Raw genomic sequence first — 24,361 nt, forward strand, 5'->3', positions numbered from 1 at the left:
ATTACCATAATTTTTTCATTTAAATAAATGATGCTTTCTAGTGAAGACTATTAAAAATATTAAACGATCTAGCAAAATCGCTGTAATCATTCAATTTTAAATGATGTAATGGCCGTGTACCTGAAACAAAATATATTACTGATGGAGGCAACACTTATGAAAAGATTTGTAATGCTGTTTACCACGTTGATGGCGCTGTCTGTTATGGGTATTAGTGTAAGTGCAAAAACAACTTCAACTAAAGGGCCAATGGTAGGACAGCTAAAGTATACTAAGACAAAAATGAACGCCAAATTCAACAATAACTACGGTTCATTTAAGTTATACAACCATGTACCTAACAGTAACTATAAAAAGATCAAGACAATTTCTTGGAAAAAATCAGGAATTAATTTAAAAAAGATTAGCCAATTCCCTGTCAAAGTTAACATGACCGCCAACCAGGCCACACAATATAATTGGTATCGTTTCTCAGTGTCTAAGAAGGTTAACCATAAGAATGTCACAACTAATTATTGGATTTACGGTCAAGCTCTCAAAAATATTAATAAATAAAAAAAAACGGAATTCTAGTTCGATTTTCTAAACTGCCCATCTCTGAAGACGGACAGTTTTTTGTTACAAATTAAAAATAAAGTAGGCTTTATATTATACATAATTCGAATTTTGTTTGCATTAAATATGACACTATGTTAAATTTATATCCAAAAGGAGGCGCTTGCATTGAAGTGTCAAAACATATTGTTTGGATTTACGATATCGTTATCGGTGAGTTTATGTTTGCTGAACGCAAATGTAACAAATGTAGTAGCTGTATCTAGTGATGAAAATCGTGAGGAGGTTAATGCACATTTAGATAACGAAAATGTAGTTTTTGGAGACGAAAGATTGGGGAAGATAGTTGCGCAGGCTATGGGGAAAACCGACAAGATAACATATGGGGACGTGCGAAACTATTCTGGAAGAAAATTAAATATTTCAGCGATTCCACATACTGTGTCGAACCTCACTTCTTTGAAGGGATTAGAATCACTTAAAGAACTCAATCATTCCGAGATTGAGTATCTTGGTTTGAATGTAGCGAAAGGCGTGTCGCTAAAACCCTTATCAGGGCTAAAAGTCTCAGATTTATCGCTGCAACAGGATGGTATGCATAACGCTGACTTTGAGGCCCTAAACAGTATTGAATTTACGGATCCTCAAAAATCGTTTAATCATATCGAATTAGTCGGAAATACTGAATATTCAAATCAAGAAGGATTGACCAATGACGATTTAACTCGTTTGTCACCATTATTTGAAAAGGTTGCGAAAGCGAATCAGGGAACTAAGGATTTTGGATTTAACCTGTCGAATCAAAGAATAACAGATTTTTCTTTCTTTAATAAACCCGCTTTTAGCCGGGACATGGACATTTTTGCGACGGCAGAATTTCAGGTCTTTAGTAAAAATCCGATTTATATTGATCCAGATACATTTACTTCTGAGACGCCAATCAAGGTAACCTCGCAGGTTTTAGGCATAAAGTCTGAACCCATCCAAACCAGTACAAGGATTTATAATACAAGTACCGGTGATTGGGAGAAGATAAATAAAGACGGGAATACTTTTGTCTCTACAGGTAACGTAGCTAAAGGAAGCAAATGGCTAATCGTGGGAAATCAATTTAATCTTGATGGGTATCCAGCAACAATAACATATGAGAACGGACAAACTCTGAGAACAGACGGATATCAGTACTACGCCTTAAAATGGGAAAAGGAACCAAGACCGACACCGACACCAACGCCGACACCAACGCCAACGCCGACACCGACACCAACGCCGACACCAACGCCAACGCCGACACCAACACCCAAGGCAGTAGCAGTGAAGGGACAAGCAATTTATGCCATTCGGGCAGTGGGCTTATACCGAAACGGACAGTTTAGCAAACACAATCGCATTAAGTACTATCGCAAGGCTAAGCGAATTAATCGGCCTGAGTTTGTTGTTAAGGGTTACAAACGAGATAGTCAGGGCCATTTAAGATATCGAGTACAACAATATGACCCGTATAAAGCGCGTTATGTTAAAGGCACTTCTGGATATATAACGGCTAGTTCTAGATATGTAGTTTCAGCTTACTATGCAACAAAACCAAAAACCAAAAAAATTCGAGTGATTAATCCGACTGGAATTTATGAATATAACAAATATTCGTTATCCGGGAGGAGTACACACGTTAAAGTAGGCCAAACATTAAAAGTCACTCAAATTCGTAAATACAAGTACGCCACAAGATACCGTTTAACAAATGGCAAGTACATCACGGCGAATAAAAAATTTGTAGTCTTTTCAAGTATCAAGTAATTTTAAAACCCGCTTACCTTTTGAAGGTGAGCGGGTTTGTTTTTTTAATAAAGGGTCACCTTGGGAAGCCTTAATCGTATCCCAAAATGCTAGAAAATATTTTTGCGTTTTTTAGATCGAACAAGCAACAGGCATCCTAATACAATTGCATACACAATTAACAGTGTTATTGATCCTTCTGGGCCAAAGCTACCTCCATTTATGAACTTACTTCCGATAGGTTTTGATTGAACAATTAGCCCCATATTTGCTATCCCCGAAACACTCGTTCCGAAGATAATCCCCTCTGAGAAGTTCCACGCTGCATGAAGGGTACCCAAAAACCATAATGAGTAACCATAGAGACGCAATAGCGACATTAATACTCCAAACATGAGTAACCCAATTGCTGGAATTATACTAAACGCCGAATTTAACATGTGAAGAATCATAAAGAAAAATGAGTTAGAAATGATAGCAATGATAGGTGTGCTTTTCTTTAATAATTTTCCCATCACATATCCGCGGCATAGAGCTTCCTCAAACATACTCTGGCACGCAAAACCAAACAAGAATAAGATCAACCAAACTAGATTCGTTCCCAGAAATACAAATTTGATAGTGAAACCATGTAATAATACGATTGCAAACCATACAACCGCGAATAGAATGAATCCTGCAATCCAGCCATACCCATAATTACCGATGCGATTCTTTTTGGTAAAATTAAAAAGATTGATGTCACGCTTATAGTATCTCCACATCACTAGGACGATGATACCCTCAAAGAACATAGAAGATAGTAGGAACGAATATGAATCGAAAAAATTCAGTGGGACTTTTGCTAGTCCATAAAATACTCCCGGTATTTGTGAAATAAGGACCCAAACAATTGCCACTAGCCAAACCAACAAATTATTTTTAAAAGTTAAGGCACTTTTCTTTAAAATAACAGTTTCCCCCTCATGATGAAGTTTATGGGTAGAGTATAGCACTACTTTTAATCTACCAAAGTTGCGCTTAGCCTTTTAGGAGTGTCTTAAGAAAATTGTATTGGTTTCCAGCTGAACTTCAAGAGGCGAGTAACGATCATTCTTTCATGAATGAGGAATGGCCTTCTATGAATGCAATAGATGAGGTACATTGATGAGAATTTTTCGCTTAGGGGAGTCGTAGGGGAGTTATTTGGCAGAAAATCGTTTGCAACTCCCCTATGACTCCCCCACCATTATTTTTGAGTATGTTTGAGGGTAGAAAAAAACACCTGAAATACCGTAATCTAGGCATTTTAGGTGTTGACTATACTCCCATATTGTTGAGAAAATCACCCGCACGGGGATCGAACCCGTAACTCCGCCTTGAGAGGGCGACGTCTTAACCAATTTGACCAGCGGGCAATGGCTATCTAATGTTTATTAACAGATAGTATTTTACACTGTAGATTCAAAAAAAGCAACCATTCCTGTATATTATTAAATCTATCGGCTAATCATACAGCAAAAATGAAGACAAAAGTCGGGCAAAACATATTGACACTAAAAGTAAAAGACGGTACACTATTTAACTGTGAGATGACCTATTCTTGGGTATTCGCCAAATTGGTAAGGCAGCGGACTCTGAATCCGTAATTTACTGGTTCGAGCCCAGTATACCCAATCGCAAGGATCTGCATGAATATGCAGGTCCTTTTTGATTAATCCGGATTTTCACAGCTGATGAGGACTAATCAACACCCACTTCGGCAACAAAATGAAGACTAGCAGGATCAAAGGAGGCAGTGATCAATGGCGTATACTCAAACGATTGAAGCGATCAACCGGCTAGTAGCGACTGGTATTGTGCCCGGCGTTAGCTACGCAATTTTAGATGGTAAGTTGCAAACAAAGGGGATTGTGGGTGCTGAGCAACTCGTTCCGGCATACGAACCGCTAAAAAACGATCAACTGTACGACGTGGCAAGTTTAACCAAGGTGGTGGGAACTGTTCCGGTCGTATTGCAATTGATAGAATCGGGCGTGTTAACTTTAAACGATCCGATTTCGCAATTTTTAGCTGGCTGGTCGGACAGACGAGTGACGATTCGCCACCTTTTGACCCATACATCAGGCATCACAGGCTATATTCCGCGGCGAGATAAACTGTCAGCCCAAGAGTTACACGATGCGTTGCTGACCTTGCATGTGGGACCAACCTTTGACAAGCAAATGGTGTATGCAGATACCAACTTTATTTTTCTGGGATGGATCGTTGAAGCAATTACCGGTTTACCGATTCAAAAGGCAATTGAACAGCGCGTTTTGACGCCCCTTGGGATGGGACATAGTACTTTTCAACCTACTGATCCGTTGACGTGTGTTCCCACTGAACTGTCATCAACTCGGGGACTGATCCGCGGTGTGGTTCATGATCCAAAGGCCAATGTATTGAAAAGTCGGTGTGGATCGGCTGGATTGTTTGCCACTCGCAGCGACCTCGTCACGTTTGTTCAACATATGATGAGCCGTGACAACAGACCGATTTCCACGGATTTTAAGCAGGCACTTTTGAAAGATCAAACGCCCAATCAGTCTGCATTTCGATCGTTTGGCTGGGCGTTAGTCCCAGTTCAATTTCCAACACCGCATTACGCAATTTGGCACAGTGGTTTTACGGGAACCTTTATAGTCATTGACCCACAGAATCAGCAAGCCATGGTCTTTTTATCGAACCGAGTTCACCCAAAGGCCCCGAATACCGCTTTCTTAGGCGCCAGAAATGCATTAATTACAACCTATCTCAGCGAAAAGTCAAATAATCACTTGTAGGCGTTTTCACGAGGTTGCGACCGTGGTATGATTAAACCAGCATTTGAAGGGAGCGAAAATCGTGGAACCGTTATTCATGACGCCAGTTTTTCACCATAAAATTTGGGGTGGATCAAAACTTCAGTCGCAGTTTGGTTTTAAAATTCCGGATGATCAGACCGGTGAGGCTTGGATTATTTCAGGACATTCTCACGGACCGACTGCTGTTGCTAACGGCCGTTTTAAAGGACAGACGTTAGCAGAGCTTTGGCAAACGCACAAGGAATTGTTCAACAATGAGGCTGGGGCAGTTTTCCCGCTGCTGATTAAAATTCTAGACGCCAAAACCGATCTATCCATTCAAGTTCATCCGGATGACGCTTACGCAGCTGAACATGAACATGAACTCGGTAAAACAGAGTGTTGGTACATTTTGCAAGCTGATCCAGGGGCTAAGTTGTATTACGGTCATCAAGCGACGACCCGCGATGAACTCAAGACCATGATTGAAGCGCAAGACTGGTCGCACCTGTTGCGCCAGATTCCGGTTAAGGCGGGCGAGTTCTATTACGTGCCGAGCGGAACAATTCATGCGCTTGGCCAAGGGATTTTGGCCCTTGAAACACAGCAAAGTAGCGATTCCACGTATCGAGTGTACGATTTTGACCGCTTAGATAAGAAGACGGGGCAAAAACGGGCATTGCATTTAAAGCAGGCTATCGATGTGACGAGGGTTCCGCACGTTGATCCTGTTTTAGACATCGCGACGACTTCGGAACCAGGCCTGACGAAGACGCACTTATTGAGTAGTCCGTATTTCGATGTTGAAAAATGGCGATGTACTGGCTCGACCACTCAACGACGACAAGCTGACTATCAGTTGTTCACCGTCATTGACGGGAACGGTACGTTGACTGTCGATGGCCATGATTATCCGCTTGAAAAAGGGGCATCGTTCGTCATTCCTTATGACGTCGATCAATTAGCGCTGACAGGCAGTATGGTCCTCATCACGTCCTGGCCAAATCAGACGCAAGCTAAATAAAAAACCGCGTGAGCTAGTTCATAAACTAGTTCACGCGGCTTTTTATTTAGAACGTGGCACCGACTGGTAACGCTTCTTGGGCTCGTAGGTCAGCGTTTGGGTATTTTCGTTTTAAGGCGGCGATTAGGAGCCGCTTGGCAAGATTGGCATTTCTGGTCAGAATCGGACCGTGGAAATAGGTGCCGTAGACGTTTTTGTAAATGACGCCCTCTGTGCCGTCTTCACCGTTGTTACCATGACCCTCAACGACGGTTCCGAGTGGTTTTTCATCCTGACCGAGAAAAGTTCGACCCTGATGGTTTTCAAAGCCATGATAGACCTCGCCATTCTCTGGGTTTTTAATGGTAATATCGCCGATGAATCGGTGATTGTCTTGCTTAAGGGTGTAGTGGTCAAGTGCGCCAACGCCCTGGATTTTTTCACCATTAGCGCCTTCATAGTAGTGACCTAATAACTGAAAACCACCACAGATAGCGAGTACCGGACCATTCGATTCGATAAAGCGAGTGAGTTCTGGTTTCTTTTTTTGAATATCAGTTGAAATGACTTCTTGTTCAAAATCCTGACCTCCGCCAAAGACGATAAGGTCATAATCGTCTGCGTTAAACTTTTGGTTCAAGCTGACAACCGTGGTTGTCAACTTGACGTCAATTTGCTTTGCGTAGTAGTTCAACGCTAAAATATTGCCAACGTCACCATAGGTGTTCATGAGATCCCCGTAAAGATGGGCAACTCGTAGCTCGTATGTCATTGACCCATTCCCTCCTTAATGTAACCTTGATCGGCTAGAAGTTTCCGTAATTGTAGCACAGCTGTGTACGTTGCCAAAACATAAACGTGCTGCGTCGGTAATTGTTTGATTTTTTCAAGAACTTTTGGCAGTTCGGGAACGATTTCGTGTTTGTCCGATGGCACCCCCGCCACCTTAAGCCGGAAGGTAATATCCTTGTACCGCTCACCACCAGTGATGTAGGCTGGTAGATTGAGCGCTGCTAATTTCTCAAAGTTTCCATCCCAGATCCAACTGGTGTCAATACCATCCGCATAATTTGCGTTCAACAGACCGACAAATGAAAATGGTGCTGAATCAGTCTCAATCATATCTAAGACCTGGTTCAAACCGACCGGATTTTTGACCAAAATCAGCGTAACAGCTTTGCCGTCCACGTTGATTTCTTCCTGTCGACCAAAAACCTTTTTGTCTTCGCTAAAGGCTTGGTCAATTTGGGCTGGACTGACGCCGAAGAACCGACCAACAGCATAGGCAGCTAAGGCGTTGTAAATGTTGTATAGTCCCCCAATTTCGATTTTGTAAGGATGACCGTCAATGTCGAACTGTGAATTTTTAGGCGTCATTTTGCCTAACTGCGTCACAGCGTAGGTTAACTCAGGGCGTGAAAAGCCGCAATTAGGGCAGAAGTAGCTGCCTAGATTACTGTACGTAATGAAGTGGTAATGTAAAATGTGTTGGCAGTTGGGACATAAAACACCGTCTGTATTTGCTTTGGCCTTGATATCTTGGCTTTGATCCTGGTGGTTGAACCCATAGTAAATAATGGGGTTTGGTAGGTCTTTAGAATGGAAAATGGGGGCGTCGCCATTCGCAATAATGGTTGCATCAGGGGCTAAAGCCACGCCGTCAATGATTTTTTGGTAAGTGGTGTAAATTTCACCATACCGGTCCATTTGATCCCGGAAGATGTTGGTGAACACGAAGGCCTTAGGCTTGATGTACTGGGTGACTTTGATCACGTTTGCTTCGTCCACCTCAAGGATTGCAATCGGTTTTTTGGCCTTAGTTTTAGGGGCTCGTAAAAACGTGGTGACAATGCCCTGTTCCATGTTGGAGCCGGTGGGGTTTGTGAGGACGTCGTCGTATTTTTGTTGTAAGACTCGAACAGTTAAGGCTGTGGTTAGCGTTTTACCGTTGGTTCCGGTCACAATCACAACCTCGTAGTTTTGGCCTAAGTGTTTTAAAATATCGGGGTCAATCTTTGTTGTAATTTTCCCTGGTAGGGAACTACCGCCCTTAAAAAAGGTGTGAAGAAACCAGTAAGATGATTTCCCGGCTAAACTTGCGATTTCGCTTCGTAATGTCATGTTTAATACGCTCCTCTGAGACTTTGGCGGTCAGCCGCCACTGAACAATAATTTTACCATTAAAACTAGAAATGTGTGCTTTGAATCCATGCGTTTTAATGAAAAATGACAAAATTCATGACCATTTGCCATTCCTTAATGAATTCTGTTGCCATTTCCGCTATAATAGATGAGAAATTTCGTGAGAGAGTGGGTTCAAATATTGGCACAACTATTTTTTAAATATGGCGCCATGAATAGCGGTAAGACCATAGAGATTTTAAAAGTGGCGCATAATTATGAGGAACAAAACAAACCCGTGATTATCATGACTAGCGGGGTAGATGATCGTGCTGGGGTCGGCACGGTTTCAAGTCGAATTGGACTAGAACGGCCGGCTCACCCGATTTTTCAGGGTGATGATGTTTTTGAACAAGTAAAAGCCATTAACGCGGGTGCCAACTGTGTGCTGATTGATGAGGCGCAATTTTTAACGAAGGCGCACGTTTTTCAGTTGGCTAAAATCGTGGACGAATTAAATATCCCGGTTATGGCATTTGGTTTAAAAAATGATTTCCGCAATGAATTGTTTGAAGGCTCTAAGTATCTGTTGCTGTATGCGGACAAATTGGAAGAAATGAAAACGATTTGCTGGTTTTGCGCTAAGAAGGCCACGATGAACTTGCGGTTTCATGACGACCAACCGGTGTATGAGGGTGAACAGGTCCAAATCGGCGGTAATGAAGCGTATTACCCAGTGTGCCGGCGCCACTACTATAACCCGCCACTAGACATGTTAGGAAAGTAAGGAGCGAAACTATGGACGAAATGTTCGATCGGCTACAAGCACTCGTGGATCGTTATGACGAACTTAATGAATTGATTAGTGATCCAGAAGTGATTGCTGATACACAGCGGTTCATGGCCCTTTCAAAAGAAGAGGCTGATTTGCGTGAGACCGTTGAGGTGTATCACCAATACCAAAAAATCACGGAACAAATAAACGAGGATAATGACATGTTGCACGAAAAGCTCGATGCCGACATGGAAGAAGTTGTTAAAGAGGAATTAAAAGAGCTTGAACCCCAAAAAACCGAACTTGAAGATAAAATTCGGATTTTGTTGTTACCTAAAGATCCAAACGACGATAAAAACATTGTGATGGAAATCCACGGCGCTGCTGGTGGAGACGAAGCCAGTCTCTTTGCTGCTGACCTGTTCAACATGTATTCTCGTTATGCTGAAAAACAGGGTTGGTCAGTCGAAGTGGTCGACCGGAACGAAACCGAAGTGGGTGGTTTCAAGGAAATTGTGATGCTCATTTCTGGCGACAAGGTGTACTCGAAGTTAAAGTATGAAAACGGGGCTCACCGGGTTCAACGGGTGCCAGTCACTGAATCAGCGGGCCGGCTTCATACGTCAACTGCGACTGTTGGTGTGATGCCTGAGGCAGAAGACGTGGATATTGATATTGATCCAAAGGATATTCGGACTGATGTTTACCGCTCCTCTGGGGCTGGGGGCCAACACATTAACAAGACCAGCTCAGCGGTGCGGATGACCCATTTACCTACCGGCATTGTAGTGGCGATGCAAGATGAACGATCGCAGCAACAAAACCGTGCCAAGGCGATGCAAATTCTGCGCGCCCGGGTCTACAATTACTATGCAGAACAAGAAGAAAGCGCCTATAACGAACAACGAAAGTCGGCGGTCGGAACTGGGGACCGTTCTGAACGAATTCGGACGTACAATTACCCGCAAAATCGGGTGACGGACCACCGGATTGGCTTGACGTTAAATAAACTCGATAAGATTATGAACGGTGATCTTGACGATATTATTGATGCTTTAATTCTGTATGACCAAACGGAAAAACTGGAAGAACTGAATAATGGCTAAAGTGACCTACTTCGAAGCCCTTAAGGGGGCTTCTTTAGCTATGAAAAAAAGAGACTTAGACCCAGCGACTGCTGATTACTTGATGCGGGCTTTGACGGGGTTTGACCAGACGCAGCTATTAATTCATTACCGCGATAGCCTACCGGAGCAATTGAAAGACCAGTTTGAGGCTGCTGTGAGTGCCTATTTAGCGGGAGTTTCACCGCAGTATATTATTGGAACTGCGGACTTTTATGGGTACCAGTTTAGCGTCACGCCTAGCGTCTTGATTCCCCGACAAGAGACGGAAGAATTGGTTGCTTGGTTATTGGCTGATTACGCGAACCAAGCCCAGCTGACTATTCTTGACGTTGGAACGGGGAGTGGCGCCATCGGCTTAACGTTAAAAAAAGAACGGCCAGACTGGTTGGTTAGTATTAGTGATATTTCGGCGGCAGCGATGACAGTCGCTCGAAAGAACGCTGTGGCTTTAGGTGTTGAGGTTACCGAGCGAGTGGGAAATTTACTCACACCATTTACTGGTGACCACTTTGACGCGGTAGTGATGAATCCGCCCTACATTGCTCGTGAGGCGACGCCGTTAATGGATCAAAGTGTGATTGAAAGTGAGCCATCGTTAGCCCTTTTTGCGGATCACCACGGGCTAGCGGTTTACGAGCAACTGGCCCAGCAGCTGAAGCAAGGGATAGTGATGACCAACCGGTTGTACCTAGAAATTGGCTTTGATCAGGGTGAAACGGTCCAAACGCTATTTCAAACGATTTTTCCCGATGCTCAAATTCGTATCCGGCAAGATATGGCAGGTCATGATCGAATGGTCCGGGTTATTTTCAACCCGGGGAATGGAGAGTAAAGATGGACACGATTATTTATCAATCAAATGAGGTACCAGCGGCGGCGGCCCAGATCAGGGCGGGGCAACTCGTGGCATTCCCCACTGAAACGGTTTATGGTCTGGGGGCTGATGCGACGAATGACCGCGCGGTGAGTCACGTTTATGAAGCAAAGGGGCGGCCGAGTGATAATCCGTTAATTGTGCACGTTGCCGATGTTGAAACGGTTGAAAAGTTCGCTACGCCACTTTCTGATTCCGTAAAGGCTTTAATGAAGCATTTTTGGCCGGGCCCGCTCACAATTATCCTCCCCTTAAAGCCTGGCGCACTCTCTAAAACAGTGACCGGTGGTTTGACAACGGCGGCCTTTCGGATGCCTGATAATCAAAAAACGCTCGAGTTGATTAGAACGGCTGGAGTACCGCTTGTTGGTCCCTCGGCAAACACTTCAGGAAAACCTAGTCCAACCTTAGCTCAACACGTCTACCACGATCTTAAGGGTAAGATTGCAGGAATTTTGGATGATGGGCCAACCCGATTTGGCGTCGAGTCGACTGTGATTGATATGTCGGTTGCGATGCCAACTATCTTACGACCGGGCGCGGTGACCGTCGAAGCGTTAGAAGCTGTAATTGGTCCGGTTAAGGCGGACCACCATCACGTGTCAAAAGATGAGACCCCGAAAGCTCCAGGCATGAAGTACAAGCATTACGCGCCAAGGGCACAGGTTGAAATCGTGGACGATCCAGCTGACTTTGCGGCTGGCGTTAACCAGGCTAGCGCGCAAGCAGATACGGTTGGGTTAATGGCGACAGATGAGGTGTTGAGCCAGTTGTCACTGCCCGCCAACGTTGAAGCTTTTTCGTTGGGCACAGATATTGCCAGCGCCAGTCATTTGTTATTTGCGGGATTACGCCATTTTGACCTAGAGTCGAACGTTTCTTTAATTTTAGCTCAAGGATTTGAACCCCGTGGACTTGGTGCAGCCTATATGAACCGGTTAGATAAATCAGCTGGTGGAATGCATTTTAATTCCGAACAATAAAGCCCAGAGGTGGGCTTTTTTTCTGCCTTCTGGTAGAATAGAAGTACTAACTGCCTAAGGAGCTGATTGAGTTGAATTATCAAGAACAAGACCCAGAATTATGGCAAGCTATCGCAAATGAACAGGATCGGCAGCAACATAACATTGAGCTGATTGCCTCAGAGAACATCGTTTCACCAGGTGTTCGAGCCGCTCAAGGTTCCGTTTTGACCAATAAATACGCTGAAGGCTACCCTAAGAAACGCTACTACGGTGGGAATGAATTTATTGATATCGTTGAGAGTTTGGCGATTGATCGTGCCAAAGCGCTATTTCATGCAGAATATGCCAATGTTCAACCTCACTCAGGCTCCCAGGCAAATCAAGCGACTTATGCCGCCTTTTTAAAACCGGGCGACACCATTTTAGGAATGGGGTTAGACGCGGGTGGCCACTTGACCCACGGTGCTAAAGTTAACTTTAGCGGGAAATTGTATGAAGCGTACTCATACGGTTTAAATCCTGAAACCGAACGATTGGATTTTGATATGATTGCGGATCTCGCTAAAAAAGTTAAGCCCCAAATGATTGTGGCTGGGGCGTCTGCTTACAGTCGGGTCATTGATTGGCAGGCCTTTCGTCAAATTGCCGACTCTGTGGGTGCTTATCTGATGGTTGACATGGCCCATATTGCTGGGCTGGTGGCCGCCGGCTTGCATCCAAGTCCTGTTGGCATTGCTGACGTTGTGACGACAACGACGCATAAGACGTTGCGCGGACCACGTGGTGGGTTAATTTTATCGCAGGAAAAATACGCTAAGCAGCTCAATTCCGCGGTCTTTCCTGGTACTCAAGGGGGTCCCTTAGAACACGTTATTGCTGGGAAAGCAGTGGCCTTTAAAGAAGCGCTAGCACCAACTTTTACTGATTATGCCGGCCAGATTATCAAGAACGCACAGGCCATGGCTGAAGTTTTCGACCAGTCAGACACGGTTCGGGTTGTTTCGGGGGGCACTGACAACCACTTGATGACGTTGGACGTTTCTCAAACGGGTCTGAATGGTAAAGAAACGCAAGAATTACTTGATTCCGTCATGATCACGACCAACAAAGAGGCTATTCCAAATGAGACTTTGAGTCCCTTTAAAACTTCTGGAGTCCGGTTGGGCACACCCGCGATTACAACCCGGGGCTTTGATGAGGCCGATGCTAAAAAGGTCGCTGAACTCATTTTGGCAGCCATCGATAATCACGATGATGAAACGGCTTTGGCAACTGTCCGAAAAGGGGTGCGGGCGTTGACTGACCAACATCCAATTGATGAAAATGTCGCCCCCATTGCCTTCGAATAACTAATACTAGGCTAAGTCGCTGACCCTTATGAGGCTACCTTAACGGGTAAACCGTTAAGAAGTAGCGGGGTCGGCGACTTTTTTAGCTATTTTTATCAAGCCCTCATTCAATCGGGCGAGGGTAAATGGTACAATAAGGGAAACATTTAAAGGAGTGTCAAGTCATGGGCAAGTTTCAAGTGATGGATCATCCGCTTATCCAACACAAACTGACAATTATTCGTAACAAGAACTGTGGAACAAAAGTATTTCGGGAAGTTGTCAACGAAATAACGATGTTAATGGCATATGACGTTGCTCGTGACATGCCACTTGAAGACGTTGAAATTGAGACGCCGATTGCTAAAATGACGGCTAAGCAACTTGCTGGGCGAAAAGTAGCGGTGGTTCCAATTCTTCGAGCTGGGATTGGAATGGTTGATGGGTTCTTACAACTAATTCCAGCGGCCAAGGTGGGCCATATCGGTATGTACCGGGATGAAGAGACCCTTGAGCCACACGAATATTTTTTGAAATTGCCTGAAGATATTGGGTCGCGTCAAGTTTTCGTGGTGGATCCGATGTTGGCGACGGGTGGTTCGGCCATTATGGCGATCGATGCGTTGAAGAAGCACGGCGCCACCAATCTCAAGTTTGTTTGCTTGGTGGCTGCGCCTGAAGGCGTTAAGGCCCTTCAAGACAAGCATCCTGATTTGGATATTTATACGGCTGCCTTAGATGACCACCTCAATGAAGACGGCTACATTGTCCCTGGGTTGGGGGATGCTGGCGACCGGTTATTCGGGACCAAATAAATTTTGATTTTTGCGTCTTAAAAAACAATTGATTCCTTGATACGATAAGGTTTGTCGTACAGGTGAATTAATTGTTTTTTTACTAACAAATTTATCAAAACAGCTTTGTATTTTTGGCAGATAGGTGGTATAGTTTTGATTGTATTTTGTAATGAAAGCGAAGCTGTCATTCCAAGTGCCCGCATTTGTGGAGTTACGCACCTACATAAGCTTTGTTGTACGTTTTCTCGCTAATGCGCTATTTTGGTGGAAAAGAGGTGATATTCTGTGGGAGACCCATCTTCAGTTCCAACCTTTCAATTCGGAGGACTAACGTTTAATGCCGCTAACATTATCTCAGGGCTTATTGCGTTCGTGCTCGTTTTTTTGTTTGTGTTTGCACTCTCCCGTCACTTAACCTTGCGGCCCGGAAAAGGTCAAAATGTTCTTGAGTGGCTGATTGAGTTTACCAACGGAATTTTGAAAGGTTCTATTCACGGTAATGAAGTGGGGGCCTTCGGACTCTACGGATTTACGTTATTCCTGTTTTTATTTATTTCCAACGAAATGGGTTTGTTCATTCAAGTAGCAGTTGGTGCTAAGGACTATGTCCGAAGCCCAACCGCCGATCCCGTCGTTACGATGACATTCTCGCTTGCAACGATGATGTTGGCGCAGTACGCTGGGGTTTCAAAGCTTGGATGGAAAAAACACTTCACTGGGTACTTAAAACCGTTCGTCTTCTGGTTACCGATTAGTATCTTTGAAGAATTTACGAACTTCCTCACGTTGGGACTTCGTATTTTCGGTGTTATTTTCTCAGGTGAAATGTTACTTAAGATCATCGGGCAACTTGCCTTCTCGCACGGTATTGTGACAATGATTATCGCATTACCAATCGAAATGTTTTGGCAAGGTTTCTCGTTGTTCCTCGGGGCAATCCAAGCCTTCGTCTTTGTCACACTTTCATCTGTTTATATCTCTCAAAAACTGGAGATTGAAGAGTAGTTCACAGAATTAGCTTTATATTTTAAGGAGGATTTTTATTATGGGTGCAATTGCAGCTGGTATCGCCATGGCGGGTGCCGCCATGGGTGGTGGTATTGGTAACGGTCTTGTTATCTCAAAGATGCTTGAAGGGATGGCCCGTCAACCAGAATTGTCAGGTCAATTACGGACGAACATGTTTATTGGTGTTGGTCTTGTTGAAGCCATGCCAATCATTTCCTTTGTTGTCGCATTGCTCGTTATGAACAAGTAATCGTCACGTTTATAGTGACCAACAAATTGATAGCAAAGGAGGTGTCAATAGATGTTCTCACATTTAACGGTGGCAGCTGGCCTAATGGTTGGTGACATGGTTTTTTATGCGATCGCTTTTGTTTTGTTACTTTGGCTAATCGGGGTTTTTGCTTGGAAGCCAGTTAACGAAATGTTGGAAAAGCGGGCTGACAAGATTTCTAATGATATTGATTCAGCCGAAAAATCACGTTTGGAAGCTGAATCTCTGGCAAAACAACGCCAAGATGCCTTAGCCAATTCTAGACAGGAAGCCTCTTCTATCGTTGACAGTGCCAAGAAACAAGGCCAACAACAACGTGATGGAATTTTAGCGGATGCTCAAACCGAAGTTTTGACGTTGAAGCAAAATGCCCAGAAAGACATCGAGCAACAGCGTCAAGATGCGTTGCTCAATGCCCGTAACGATGTGGCTGACTTATCTATTGAGATTGCTTCCAAGATCATTCAAAAAGAATTGAGCGCTAATGATCAAAAGGCATTGATTGATTCTTACATCGAAGGGTTGGGGAAGCAACATGAGTCTTGATAAGGTAACAGTAGCCAAGCGCTACTCTAAAGCGTTGTTTGAGTTACTTAATAGTCAGAATCAATTGGATGATGGCCTTGAGAAACTTAAACAAATTCGCACTGTCTTCCAGGATAACCCACAACTGGGCACTGTATTGACTGACAAGAGTTTGGCGCCCAGTGAACGGCAAAAGTTAGTTCAGCCGCTCTTGGACGCAACATCTGGGACGATTCACAATCTCGTTCAGATGGTGTATGACTACAATCGAATGGACGCAATGGTTGAAATTGTCAATCAATTTCAAGCGCGATACGATACGCTTCATCAAACGGTTTACGCTGAAGCAACGACAGCAGTTCCACTAAGTGATTCGGAACTTGATGCGTTGCGTGACGGCTATGCCGGTCGAGTAGGTGCAAAGACGGTGGTTCTCAGTAACCGCGTGGACCCCTCGATTATTGGTGGCGTCGTGGTTCAGTCTGCTGGCACGATTCTTGATGGTAGCATCAAGACCAAAATCAATCGATTGCGTCAAACATTGTTAGGATAAAGAAAAAAGATAAAGGGGTGAAACCTATATGAGCATTAAAGCTGAGGAAATCAGTGCTCTGATCAAACAACAGTTAGCAAATTATCAAGATGAGATCTCTGTTGAAGAGACTGGGACTGTCACCTACGTTGGTGATGGGATTGCCCGAGCTCACGGCCTTGAAAATGCGTTGTCTGGTGAGTTGCTCGAATTCGATACCGGGGTTTACGGAATGGTCCAAAACCTTGAAAGTAACGATGTCGGAATTGTGGTTCTTGGTGATTTCACCAAGATCACTGAAGGTGACACCGTTAAGCGGACCGGCCGAATTATGGAAGTCCCTGTTGGCGACGAATTGATCGGTCGGGTTGTAAACCCATTAGGTCAAGCTGTTGATGGGTTAGGCACTATTAATACGGGTCACACACGGCCAATCGAACGAAAAGCACCGGGCGTTATGGAACGTCAATCTGTTTTTGAACCGCTTCAAACCGGGATGAAAGCCATTGATGCATTGGTTCCAATTGGTCGGGGTCAACGTGAATTAATTATCGGTGACCGGAAAACTGGGAAGACGACTGTGGCAATTGACACAATCATCAACCAGAAGGACCAAAACATGATTTGTATCTACGTTGCTATTGGGCAAAAGGAATCAACGGTTCGTGGATCCGTTGAAACTTTACGCAAGTACGGGGCAATGGATTACACCATTGTTGTGACGGCCGGTCCTAGTGAACCAGCACCACTTCTGTACATTGCACCTTATGCCGGTGCAGCGATGGGTGAAGAATTTATGTTTAATGGTAAGCACGTTTTGATTGTTTATGATGATCTTTCAAAACAAGCTGATGCCTACCGTGAACTTTCCTTGATTCTTCGTCGGCCTCCAGGTCGTGAAGCTTATCCTGGTGATATTTTCTACACCCACTCACGGTTATTGGAACGGGCTGCTAAGTTAAACGACGAACTCGGTGGGGGTTCAATGACGGCGTTGCCAATCATTGAAACTAAAGCCGGGGACGTGTCTGCTTACATTCCAACCAACGTGATCTCAATCACCGATGGTCAAATCTTCTTGGACAGTGATTCATTCTATTCAGGAATTCGGCCCGCAATTGATGCCGGGACTTCTGTTTCCCGGGTTGGTGGGGACGCCCAAGTGAAAGCCATGAAGAAAGTGGCCGGAACATTACGTTTGGATTTGGCTTCTTACCATGAACTCGAATCCTTCGCCCAATTTGGCTCCGATTTGGATGCCGCAACGCAAGCTAAGCTGAACCGTGGGGCCCGGACGGTGGAAGTTTTGAAACAACCACTGCACGCACCGCTTTCCGTTGCAAATCAAGTTTTGATTTTATATGCCCTGACCCGCGGGTTCTTGGACAAAGTTGAACTTGATGACATCGCTAAGTTTGAAAGTGGCTTATTCGACTTCTTTAACGGTAGCCATAAAGACTTACTTGATACGATCACATCAACTGGTCAATTACCAGACGATGCTGCGTTGAAGAGTGCCGTTCAAGAATATGCCGATACCTTCCAACCATCGAAGGTATCGCAAGATCAAGCAGCTGCGACTAATTAATCTTGAGGAAGGATGGTGAGAGCAATTGGCTGAATCAATCAGCGATGTCCAACACCGGATTGCGTCGACGAAAAACACCCGTCAGATTACGACGGCGATGCAAATGGTCCAAACGTCTAAGTTGAACCAGATTCAAAAGGCTGCAGTCGGTTATCAGGACTATGTCGCAAAAGTGAAAGCAGTTGTGATGCACCTTGCAAAATCTCATCTATTAGATGATTCCTCGAGCGATTCAAAATCGGATCAGTCGACTAAAAAGGTTGCTTATCTGGTCATCACATCCGATCGCGGAATGGTTGGTAGTTACAACAGTAACGTCCTACGCGAAGCCAATTCGTTCATTGAAGAACACAGTGGTGGCGCGGATCACCTCATCTTGGCCGTGGGTGGCACGGGCGCAGACTTCTACAAGAAGCGCGGCGCTAACGTGGCTTATGAATACCGTGGGGTGAGTGACGTGCCAACGTTTATGGAGGTTCGTGAAATTGTCAAAACGGTGACAACTATGTATGACAATAACCTCTTTGACGAACTGTACGTCCTATATGATCATTTTGTGAACCGGTTGGTTGCACGTTTCCGTGCTGAAAAGATGTTGCCAGTGGATAGCGAAACGCTTTCCACTGATGCCTCTGAAGAAGCACCAGAAGAGACATTGACGGCCTCATACGATATGGAGCCCTCTGAAAAAGAGGTCCTCAGTATGGTATTACCTCAATACTCCGAGAGTTTGATTTTTGGCGCTATTTTGGATGCAAAAACAGCCGAACATGCGTCAAGTTCAAATGCGATGAAGTCTGCTTCTGACAATGCAACCGATTTGATTGCTGATCTTGAATTGCGATATAACCGTGCTCGCCAGGCAGCGATTACAACTGAAATCACTGAAATTACTGGTGGGCAAGAGGCATTAAATAATTAATGACGGGAGGAATTAACGTATATGAGTTCTGGTAAAGTTGTTCAAGTTATCGGACCAGTTGTCGACGTTGAATTCCCCTTAGACGACAAACTCCCTGATATTAACACCGCCTTACACATCCAAAAGGATGATGGCAGCTTTCTTGTAACCGAAGTTACCCTTGAATTAGGGGACGGCGTGATGAGAACGATTGCGATGGACGGTACCGACGGTCTTCGCCGTGGAATGGAAGTCATCAACACTGGTGATTCAATTTCTGTTCCGGTTGGTGACGATACTTTAGGTCGGGTGTTTAACGTTTTAGGGGATCCAATCGACGGTGGTGCCGAATTCGGCCCAGATGCTGAAAGAATGCCAATTCACCGTGATGCACCAAAATACGATGAATTGAACCCAACTTCAGAAATTTTGGAAACCGGGATTAAAGTTATTGATTTGTTAGCGCCATATGTTCGTGGTGGGAAAATTGGGTTGTTCGGTGGTGCCGGTGTTGGTAAAACCGTGTTGATTCAAGAACTCATCCACAACATTGCACAAGGTCATAACGGGATTTCTGTCTTTACGGGGGTTGGTGAACGAACCCGTGAAGGTAACGATATGTACTACGAAATGAAAGGCTCTGGGGTTCTGGAGAAGACGGCCATGGTGTATGGTCAGATGAACGAGCCACCTGGAGCCCGGATGCGGGTCGCTTTGACTGGTTTGACCATTGCGGAATACTTCCGTGATGTTAAAGGCCAAGATGTGCTGTTATTTATCGATAACATCTTCCGGTTTACCCAAGCCGGGATGGAAGTTTCAGCCTTACTTGGTCGGATTCCTTCAGCCGTTGGTTACCAACCCACGCTGGCAACTGAAATGGGTCAGTTGCAAGAACGGATTACGTCAACGAAGAAGGGGTCAATCACCTCAATTCAAGCCGTTTACGTTCCTGCCGATGACTATACCGACCCTGCTCCAGCTACGACGTTTGCTCACTTGGACGCAACAACCAACTTGGAACGTTCATTGACGCAACAAGGAATTTACCCAGCCGTTGACCCGTTAGCGTCAACTTCAACCGCCCTTGACCCACAAGTTGTTGGTCAAGAACACTACGAAGTTGCCACTGAAGTTCAGCACGTCTTGCAACGCTACCGTGAGCTTCAAGATATCATCTCAATTCTTGGGATGGATGAATTGTCTGACGAAGAAAAGACCATCGTTGGCCGTGCTCGTCGGATTCAATTCTTCTTGTCACAAAGCTTTAGTGTTGCGGAACAATTTACCGGTCTACCCGGCAAATATGTACCAGTTTCTGAAACCGTCAAGGGCTTCAAAGCAATTCTGGATGGGAAGTATGATGATCTTCCTGAAGATGCATTCCGGAACTGTGGCCCAATTGAAGACGTTGTCGAAAACGCTAAGAAGATGCAGGAAAGCTTAAACAACTAAGGAGGGGTTCTAATTGGCTGATCATCAACCAGTATTGACCGTTAGTATCGTAACCCCTGATGGTACGGTTTATGAAGACAAGCAGGCGACGTTACTCGTTGTCAAAACCCAATTAGGTGAGCTTGGAATCATGGCGAACCACGTTCCTGTAATCGCGTCATTAGCGGTTGACGAAGCGCGGATTCAATCCGTCGGCGACAGTAAAGAAACCGAAGTTGCCGTTAATGGTGGCTTCGTTGAATTTTCGAATAACGTAGCGACAGTCGTTGCCGATACTGCTGAATTGCAAGAAGACATCGATGTTGATCGGGCCAAGAGTGCCCAAAAGCGCGCTCAAGACCGGATTGATAAAGCACGTGCTGCTCACGATAAAGACGAGATGCTTCGGGCCGAAGTTGCACTTCGCCGGGCAATCAACCGGATTAACGTAGCAGGTAAATAGTTTGACCTAAAAAGTCTGAAGCATTGCTTCAGGCTTTTTTTGTTATGATCAATTTCTGATTGAGACGTCAAAAAAACGTGGTCTCGTTAAAAACGTAATATTACAATTGTTACGTTTTTAACGACAAGTATCGCCAATTATGCTATATTTGATGGGTAATGCAGAAAGGATCTTGCAAACTATGAAGACAATCGGGATTACGGCAATGTTACAATTGGTGACGGAATTTCTGTTTATCTTCCTAGCCTTTTGGAGCATTCAGAAATTACACATCGAAAATTTAATGAGATTGTACCCAACTCAAGCACGATTGTTGATTGTGTTATTATCTGTCACAATCGGCTTTAGCTGTAGCGAATTTTTGTGGCGTTTCTACGATAACGTCCGCAACCTGACCTTTTTGATCAGGTAACGGAATGGAGGGAAATCAATTGGAAAAGATTATTGTGCACGGTGGCTCACGATTACAAGGCACTGTACATATTGAAGGGGCTAAAAATGCGGTTCTTCCCATTTTGGCAGCTTCGATTTTAGCTGAGAAGGACGATCTAGTTTTAACTAACGTCCCAATTTTGTCAGACGTTTACACGATGAACAATGTTTTGCGTTTTTTGAACCTAGACGTCGACTTTGATGAACCGAACAACTCGATTCGTTTGAATGCGGCTAAGGAATTGTCAACGCAAGCTCCGTTCGAATACGTTTCGAAAATGCGGGCGTCCATTGTTGTGATGGGGCCGCTGTTGGCCCGTTTTGGTCATGCTAGAGTGGCCATGCCAGGCGGCTGTGCCATTGGTTCACGACCGGTTGACCTGCACCTTAAAGGATTTGAAGCGTTGGGCGCCAAAATTGACCAACACGATGGCTACATTGAAGCAACCGCCGATCAGCTAACCGGGGCGCATATTTACCTCGATTTCCCAAGCGTGGGTGCGACTCAAAATATTATGATGGCAGCGACTATGGCAACTGGAACAACAGTGATTGAAAACGTAGCTCAAGAACCGGAAATTGTTGATCTTGCCAACGTCTTAAACAAGATGGGCGCAAAGGTTAAGGGTGCCGGAACAGAAACGATTAAAGTCACGGGTGTTTCGGAGATGCACGGAACAACGCACAGCGTGGTTCAAGACCGAATTGAAGCTGGAACGTTTATGGTTGCAGCGGCGCTAACTCATGGTGATGTATTGGTTGCGGATGCGATTCCCGAACATAATAAACCACTGATTTCCAAACTGGAAGAAATGGGCGCTTCAGTTCTTGTTGAAGACGCTGGTGTTCGGGTTCTTGGCCCGGCCCAATTAAAGCCAACGAATGTTAAAACGCTGCCGCATCCAGGTTTCCCAACGGACATGCAGCCGCAAATGACGGTATTGCAATTAGCAGCTAACGGGACAAGTACACTGACTGAAACGGTTTTTGAAAACCGCTTTATGCACTTGGAAGAGCTCCGACGGATGAATGCTAACTTCAAGGTCGAAGGCCGGTCAGTTCTATTAAATGGCCCAACTGAATTTAATGGTGCGGAAGTTGCGGCAACGGATTTAAGAGCGGCTGCGGCGTTAGTGTTGGCTGGATTAGTGGCTAACGGTTATACGCAAGTGACAAACCTTAAGTATCTTGATCGGGGCTACTATAATTTCCATAAAAAACTTCAAGCACTTGGTGCAGAAATCGAACGCGTTGATGTTTCGGACAATGACGAAGTGGTCTTGAAAACAAAAGCTAAGGATTAACGGAGACAAAATGAGGTTGGCACCGATAAAGGTTGCCAGCCTCGTTTTTGCTTAGAACGCTGATAGTGTTAGCTCAGGTGTTATGCTATAATTAACGGTTGAGAAGCAATTAATGCAGGAGGAATAAGGATGGCTAAAGATATTGGAATTGACCTTGGTACAGCCAACGTTTTGATCTACGCAGTCGGCAAGGGTGTCGTATTAAATGAACCCTCCGTTGTTGCGATTGACACGAAAACCAACCAGGTCTTAGCGGTCGGTTCAGAAGCGTACCGCATGGTGGGACGGACACCAAGTAATATTCGGGCAATTCGTCCATTAAAGGATGGCGTGATTTCGGACTTTGATATTACTGAAGCAATGCTGTCTTACTTTATCAGTAAACTCAACGTCAAAGGATTCATGTCAAAGCCCAACATTATGATTTGTGCCCCAACTAACATTACTGAAATAGAAAGACGAGCAATTATTCAAGCAGCTGAAAAGTCGGGTGGCGCCAAAGTCTATTTGGAGGCTGAACCAAAAGTTGCTGCAATAGGGGCGGGAATGGACATCTTCAAACCCCAAGGCAATATGGTCATCGATATTGGTGGCGGGACCAGCGACATCGCCATTCTGTCGTTGGGTGACATTGTCGCCAGCAAATCAATTCGGATTGCCGGTGACGAATTAAATGCCAGCATCGTTAATTTCATGAAAAACGAGCATGGGTTGTTGATTGGTGAGCGTAGTGCAGAAGCCATTAAAATCAAAATCGGTTCAGCTTTTCCAACTGATATTGCAGAAAATACGATGGAGGTTCGGGGGCGTGACGCGGTTTCAGGGATGCCTCGATCGATTGAAATAACATCTGAGGAAATCGAACCAGCGATTAGTAATATCATGGGTCAAATTGTGGCAGCAGCTAAGGAAGTTCTGGAAGTTATCCCGCCTGAATTGGCGTCTGACATTATTGATCGTGGTATCATGCTGACCGGTGGGGGCGCCCTTTTACACGGTGTGGATCGATTGTTTACTGAACAGTTAAAGGTCCCAGTTGTCATTGCCGAAACCCCGTTAGATAACGTCGCTAAGGGTGCTGGTATTTTGTTGGAGCACATCGGTGAAACGGGTAAGCAGGGCAAGCGCGGCGACAACTAGAAGGAGCTTATATGAAAAAGGTCTTAATGTTGTTGGTTCGGGGATATCAACGGTTTATTTCACCCTTGTTTCCCCCGAGCTGTCGGTATTCACCGACGTGTTCAAGTTACACTTTGACAGCGCTACAAAAGCACGGGGCCGTCAAAGGGACACTGATGGGAATTGCTCGGATTCTGCGGTGCAACCCGCTTGTTCACGGTGGTTATGACCCCGTTCCGGACCATTTTAGCTTGAAACGAAATAAACAGGCCGAAATGGAATACATTCGCTCGATGAATCTGAAGTAGTCAGTGATGACTGCTTTTTGTTTGTCGGTTCACTTAAAAGGAGTTTAATATGTCAAAGAAAAATCGCCCAGTAGAAGTTGCAATTGATGAGGATAACCGGGATGGAAAAGACGTTTTAGTCATCAAGGTCAAAGAAAAAGAAGTTGGCGTGGTCACCCCGACCGATGATGGCGGTTTCGCAGCCAAGTTATTTGATGACCGGCCAATTCGGGTTAAAACCCAGAATGAGGCTGTCGAGCTACTCCTTTCGAACTACAATTTACACCACTAAAGGATAAGAATCCTTAAAAACCAGTCATTGAGTCGGATGATTGGGTTAGGTGGCCGATATAATATAGTCTGAAAAGGAGG

26 protein-coding genes and 2 tRNA genes are annotated in these 24,361 nt (G+C 44.8%); 24 read left to right on the plus strand and 4 right to left on the minus strand.

Annotation, left to right across the window (positions count from 1 at the left end; genetic code table 11):
* Nucleotides 1-156: 156 nt before the first annotated feature.
* Nucleotides 157-555: a hypothetical protein gene (locus FC96_RS07305; protein WP_235804735.1), complete on the plus strand. Its 399-nt coding sequence runs from the start codon at nucleotides 157-159 to the stop codon at nucleotides 553-555.
* Nucleotides 556-723: 168 nt separating this feature from the next.
* Nucleotides 724-2,352: a DUF5776 domain-containing protein gene (locus tag FC96_RS13125; protein WP_056942525.1), complete on the plus strand. Its 1,629-nt coding sequence runs from the start codon at nucleotides 724-726 to the stop codon at nucleotides 2,350-2,352.
* An 89-nt stretch (nucleotides 2,353-2,441) separates the two neighbouring features.
* Here the strand turns inward: FC96_RS13125 and FC96_RS07315 are convergent, their stop codons facing one another.
* Complete coding sequence (locus FC96_RS07315; protein WP_056942526.1) at nucleotides 2,442-3,326, minus strand: CPBP family intramembrane glutamic endopeptidase; 885 nt, start codon at nucleotides 3,324-3,326, stop codon at nucleotides 2,442-2,444.
* A gap of 329 nt (nucleotides 3,327-3,655) precedes the next feature.
* A tRNA-Glu gene (locus tag FC96_RS07320) sits at nucleotides 3,656-3,728 on the minus strand.
* A 186-nt stretch (nucleotides 3,729-3,914) separates the two neighbouring features.
* On the opposite strand from FC96_RS07320, the gene FC96_RS07325 reads away from it, so the two are divergent.
* The 3 genes from FC96_RS07325 (at nucleotide 3,915) to manA (ending at nucleotide 6,159) form a co-directional block, all read left to right on the plus strand.
* Nucleotides 3,915-3,987, plus strand: a tRNA-Gln gene (locus FC96_RS07325).
* 128 nt (nucleotides 3,988-4,115) lie between these two features.
* The gene (locus FC96_RS07330) at nucleotides 4,116-5,135 is read left to right on the plus strand and encodes a serine hydrolase domain-containing protein (protein ID WP_056942527.1); all 1,020 of its coding nucleotides are present in this window, start codon (nucleotides 4,116-4,118) and stop codon (nucleotides 5,133-5,135) included.
* A 58-nt stretch (nucleotides 5,136-5,193) separates the two neighbouring features.
* The gene (gene manA / locus FC96_RS07335) at nucleotides 5,194-6,159 is read left to right on the plus strand and encodes a mannose-6-phosphate isomerase, class I (protein WP_055679708.1); all 966 of its coding nucleotides are present in this window, start codon (nucleotides 5,194-5,196) and stop codon (nucleotides 6,157-6,159) included.
* 46 nt (nucleotides 6,160-6,205) lie between these two features.
* Here the strand turns inward: manA and FC96_RS07340 are convergent, their stop codons facing one another.
* Both FC96_RS07340 and FC96_RS07345 read right to left on the minus strand, forming a co-directional pair.
* Nucleotides 6,206-6,910 carry a type 1 glutamine amidotransferase gene (locus FC96_RS07340; protein ID WP_056942528.1) on the minus strand — a complete coding sequence of 235 codons (705 nt, stop codon included), beginning with the start codon at nucleotides 6,908-6,910 and terminating at the stop codon, nucleotides 6,206-6,208.
* Entirely contained in the window at nucleotides 6,907-8,259 is a 1,353-nt protein-coding gene (locus FC96_RS07345; RefSeq protein ID WP_056942529.1) for a Mur ligase family protein, read from the minus strand. The genes FC96_RS07340 and FC96_RS07345 overlap by 4 nt, the downstream gene beginning before the upstream one ends.
* 202 nt (nucleotides 8,260-8,461) lie before the next feature.
* Here FC96_RS07345 and FC96_RS07350 point away from each other — a divergent pair, with 202 nt between their 5' ends.
* The 19 genes from FC96_RS07350 (at nucleotide 8,462) to FC96_RS07440 (ending at nucleotide 24,281) form a co-directional block, all read left to right on the plus strand.
* On the plus strand, nucleotides 8,462-9,046 hold the full coding sequence (locus FC96_RS07350; RefSeq protein WP_056942530.1) for a thymidine kinase: 585 nt from the start codon (nucleotides 8,462-8,464) through the stop codon (nucleotides 9,044-9,046).
* A gap of 11 nt (nucleotides 9,047-9,057) precedes the next feature.
* Entirely contained in the window at nucleotides 9,058-10,140 is a 1,083-nt protein-coding gene (gene prfA, locus FC96_RS07355; protein WP_056942531.1) for a peptide chain release factor 1, read from the plus strand.
* On the plus strand, nucleotides 10,133-10,993 hold the full coding sequence (gene prmC, locus FC96_RS07360) for a peptide chain release factor N(5)-glutamine methyltransferase (RefSeq protein ID WP_056942532.1): 861 nt from the start codon (nucleotides 10,133-10,135) through the stop codon (nucleotides 10,991-10,993). The genes prfA and prmC overlap by 8 nt, the downstream gene beginning before the upstream one ends.
* 2 nt (nucleotides 10,994-10,995) lie before the next feature.
* Nucleotides 10,996-12,018, plus strand: coding sequence for an L-threonylcarbamoyladenylate synthase (locus FC96_RS07365; RefSeq protein WP_056942533.1), 1,023 nt, complete (start codon nucleotides 10,996-10,998; stop codon nucleotides 12,016-12,018).
* Between the two features lie 71 nt (nucleotides 12,019-12,089).
* Nucleotides 12,090-13,349: a serine hydroxymethyltransferase gene (glyA, locus tag FC96_RS07370; protein ID WP_056942534.1), complete on the plus strand. Its 1,260-nt coding sequence runs from the start codon at nucleotides 12,090-12,092 to the stop codon at nucleotides 13,347-13,349.
* Nucleotides 13,350-13,513: 164 nt separating this feature from the next.
* Nucleotides 13,514-14,143 (plus strand): uracil phosphoribosyltransferase, encoded by a 630-nt coding sequence (upp, locus tag FC96_RS07375; RefSeq protein ID WP_056942535.1) that lies wholly within the window; start codon nucleotides 13,514-13,516, stop codon nucleotides 14,141-14,143.
* A gap of 267 nt (nucleotides 14,144-14,410) precedes the next feature.
* Nucleotides 14,411-15,130 carry a F0F1 ATP synthase subunit A gene (gene atpB / locus FC96_RS07380; RefSeq protein ID WP_056942536.1) on the plus strand — a complete coding sequence of 240 codons (720 nt, stop codon included), beginning with the start codon at nucleotides 14,411-14,413 and terminating at the stop codon, nucleotides 15,128-15,130.
* A gap of 40 nt (nucleotides 15,131-15,170) precedes the next feature.
* Nucleotides 15,171-15,383, plus strand: coding sequence for a F0F1 ATP synthase subunit C (atpE, locus tag FC96_RS07385; protein ID WP_055679672.1), 213 nt, complete (start codon nucleotides 15,171-15,173; stop codon nucleotides 15,381-15,383).
* Between the two features lie 51 nt (nucleotides 15,384-15,434).
* The gene (gene atpF, locus FC96_RS07390) at nucleotides 15,435-15,950 is read left to right on the plus strand and encodes a F0F1 ATP synthase subunit B (RefSeq protein ID WP_055679673.1); all 516 of its coding nucleotides are present in this window, start codon (nucleotides 15,435-15,437) and stop codon (nucleotides 15,948-15,950) included.
* Complete coding sequence (gene atpH, locus FC96_RS07395) at nucleotides 15,940-16,482, plus strand: ATP synthase F1 subunit delta (RefSeq protein WP_056942537.1); 543 nt, start codon at nucleotides 15,940-15,942, stop codon at nucleotides 16,480-16,482. The genes atpF and atpH overlap by 11 nt, the downstream gene beginning before the upstream one ends.
* Before the next feature lie 28 nt (nucleotides 16,483-16,510).
* A complete protein-coding gene (atpA, locus tag FC96_RS07400; protein ID WP_055679674.1) occupies nucleotides 16,511-18,049 on the plus strand; it encodes a F0F1 ATP synthase subunit alpha in 1,539 nt (512 codons plus the stop codon).
* Between the two features lie 25 nt (nucleotides 18,050-18,074).
* Complete coding sequence (locus FC96_RS07405) at nucleotides 18,075-18,971, plus strand: F0F1 ATP synthase subunit gamma (protein WP_055679675.1); 897 nt, start codon at nucleotides 18,075-18,077, stop codon at nucleotides 18,969-18,971.
* A 21-nt stretch (nucleotides 18,972-18,992) separates the two neighbouring features.
* Nucleotides 18,993-20,405: a F0F1 ATP synthase subunit beta gene (gene atpD, locus FC96_RS07410; protein ID WP_055679676.1), complete on the plus strand. Its 1,413-nt coding sequence runs from the start codon at nucleotides 18,993-18,995 to the stop codon at nucleotides 20,403-20,405.
* 13 nt (nucleotides 20,406-20,418) lie between these two features.
* Nucleotides 20,419-20,847 (plus strand): F0F1 ATP synthase subunit epsilon, encoded by a 429-nt coding sequence (locus FC96_RS07415; protein WP_055679677.1) that lies wholly within the window; start codon nucleotides 20,419-20,421, stop codon nucleotides 20,845-20,847.
* A gap of 205 nt (nucleotides 20,848-21,052) precedes the next feature.
* The gene (locus tag FC96_RS07420) at nucleotides 21,053-21,259 is read left to right on the plus strand and encodes a DUF1146 family protein (protein ID WP_235804739.1); all 207 of its coding nucleotides are present in this window, start codon (nucleotides 21,053-21,055) and stop codon (nucleotides 21,257-21,259) included.
* Nucleotides 21,260-21,278: 19 nt separating this feature from the next.
* The gene (gene murA / locus FC96_RS07425; protein WP_056942538.1) at nucleotides 21,279-22,583 is read left to right on the plus strand and encodes a UDP-N-acetylglucosamine 1-carboxyvinyltransferase; all 1,305 of its coding nucleotides are present in this window, start codon (nucleotides 21,279-21,281) and stop codon (nucleotides 22,581-22,583) included.
* 129 nt (nucleotides 22,584-22,712) lie between these two features.
* The gene (gene mreB / locus FC96_RS07430; protein WP_055679679.1) at nucleotides 22,713-23,723 is read left to right on the plus strand and encodes a rod shape-determining protein; all 1,011 of its coding nucleotides are present in this window, start codon (nucleotides 22,713-22,715) and stop codon (nucleotides 23,721-23,723) included.
* 11 nt (nucleotides 23,724-23,734) lie between these two features.
* Nucleotides 23,735-24,010, plus strand: a complete 276-nt coding sequence (yidD, locus tag FC96_RS07435) for a membrane protein insertion efficiency factor YidD (protein WP_055679680.1) — start codon at nucleotides 23,735-23,737, stop codon at nucleotides 24,008-24,010.
* A gap of 49 nt (nucleotides 24,011-24,059) precedes the next feature.
* Complete coding sequence (locus FC96_RS07440) at nucleotides 24,060-24,281, plus strand: DUF2969 family protein (protein WP_056942539.1); 222 nt, start codon at nucleotides 24,060-24,062, stop codon at nucleotides 24,279-24,281.
* The last annotated feature ends 80 nt before the right edge of the window (nucleotides 24,282-24,361 follow it).

The organism is Secundilactobacillus kimchicus JCM 15530, assembly GCF_001433995.1.
GTDB lineage: Bacteria > Bacillota > Bacilli > Lactobacillales > Lactobacillaceae > Secundilactobacillus > Secundilactobacillus kimchicus.